This is a genomic window from Winogradskyella haliclonae (genome assembly GCF_014635865.1).
Classification (GTDB): domain Bacteria; phylum Bacteroidota; class Bacteroidia; order Flavobacteriales; family Flavobacteriaceae; genus Winogradskyella; species Winogradskyella haliclonae.
On the sequence record NZ_BMDQ01000011.1, the window covers coordinates 1 to 1,539 of the forward strand.

Annotated in this window: 1 protein-coding gene; it reads left to right on the forward strand. The window is 36.1% G+C overall.

The genetic code is table 11. From position 1 onward, the window contains the following. On the forward strand, positions 1 to 1,539 hold a 1,539-nt coding region (locus IEV10_RS14285), incomplete at both ends, for a CLIPPER-2 domain-containing protein (RefSeq protein ID WP_188375415.1).

The window sequence follows — 1,539 nt, forward strand, 5'->3', positions numbered from 1 at the left end:
CTTACACGCCTAACCCTGGATTTACAGGTACCGATTCATTTACATATACCATCACTGATGATAATGGAAACCCTGCTTCGGATACCGCTACAGTATATATTACTATTCAGCAAACACCAGATCCAGGAATTTCATTAATAAAAACAGGAGTTTTTGTTGATGCAGACCAAGATCAATGTGCAGATGTAAACGAAACTATAGATTACACATTTACCGTGACTAATCAAGGTAATGTCCCGTTAAGTGCAGTTTCAGTCACTGACCCATTACTTGAGGCTCCTAATCCAATAGTAAATATTGTATTAGTAAGTGGTGATGATAATTCTGATAATTTATTAGACACAAATGAAACTTGGGTGTTTACTGCAACTTATGCTGTTACTCAAGAGAATATTGATGCTGGAAATGTTACTAATCAAGCTACAGTACAAGGAACGTCAACTGGACCAAATCAGGATATTGTTACAGATTTATCTGATGATAATACTATAACTGAAAATAACCCAACAGTAACTACCCTTTGTAATTCTGCATCAGTAAATATCGTTAAAGTTGGTGTCTTCAATAATGAGAACCTAAACGAATGTTCTGAGTTGGGAGAGACTATTACTTATACAATTACAGTTACAAACCCTAGCAATACAAGTCTTGGAAATGTTCAAGTTACGGATTCATTACTTGACAATGCAACTCCTGCTATTCCACTTCAATTTGATGCATCTAGTGATTTAGATAATGATAATGAATTAGATCCAAATGAAACTTGGATATATACTGCTGATTATCCTATCACAGAAGATGATATTATTGCACTAGAAGTAGATAATACTGCTATAGTGAATGCTGAAAGTGTATTTGATGGAACTCCTGTAAGTCAAATGGTAGAAGTAACTACGGATTTAGTTAAAGATATGACACCTCCTGACACATCTCAATGTGGACCCTTAGATGAAACTATTGAATGTGATGGAGATAACAATGAAACTTTAGCTGATGCATGGAATGCTGCTAACATTCAAGCACTTCTAGATTGTGCTACAGATAATTGTGATGATAACTTTACGGTTACTTCTAATTATGATTATGCCAACCTAGTTATTTCTTGTGGGGCAGCTGGAACAATAGATGTTATTTACACACTAACTGATGTACAAAACAATTCAAGTACATTTGATGCTACATTTACTATTGAAGATACTACAGCTCCTGTAATCGATGCATTACCTGCTGAGTCAACTATAGATTGTCCAGATACACCTGTGTTTGCTACAGCTACAGCTACAGATGCCTGTGGTAGTGACTTTACATTAACTTTCAATGATGTAACAACGCAAGGTAATTGTGCTGGTAACTATACAGTAACTCGCACATGGACAGCTACGGATGAGTGTGGTAATTCTTCAACAGCTACTCAAGTTATAAATGTTCAAGATATTACGGCTCCTGAATTAACAGTGCCTGCAGATGTTACTGTAGAATGTTCTGATGATTCTTCAACGACAGCTACTGGTACAGCTACAGCTACGGATAACTGTGCTA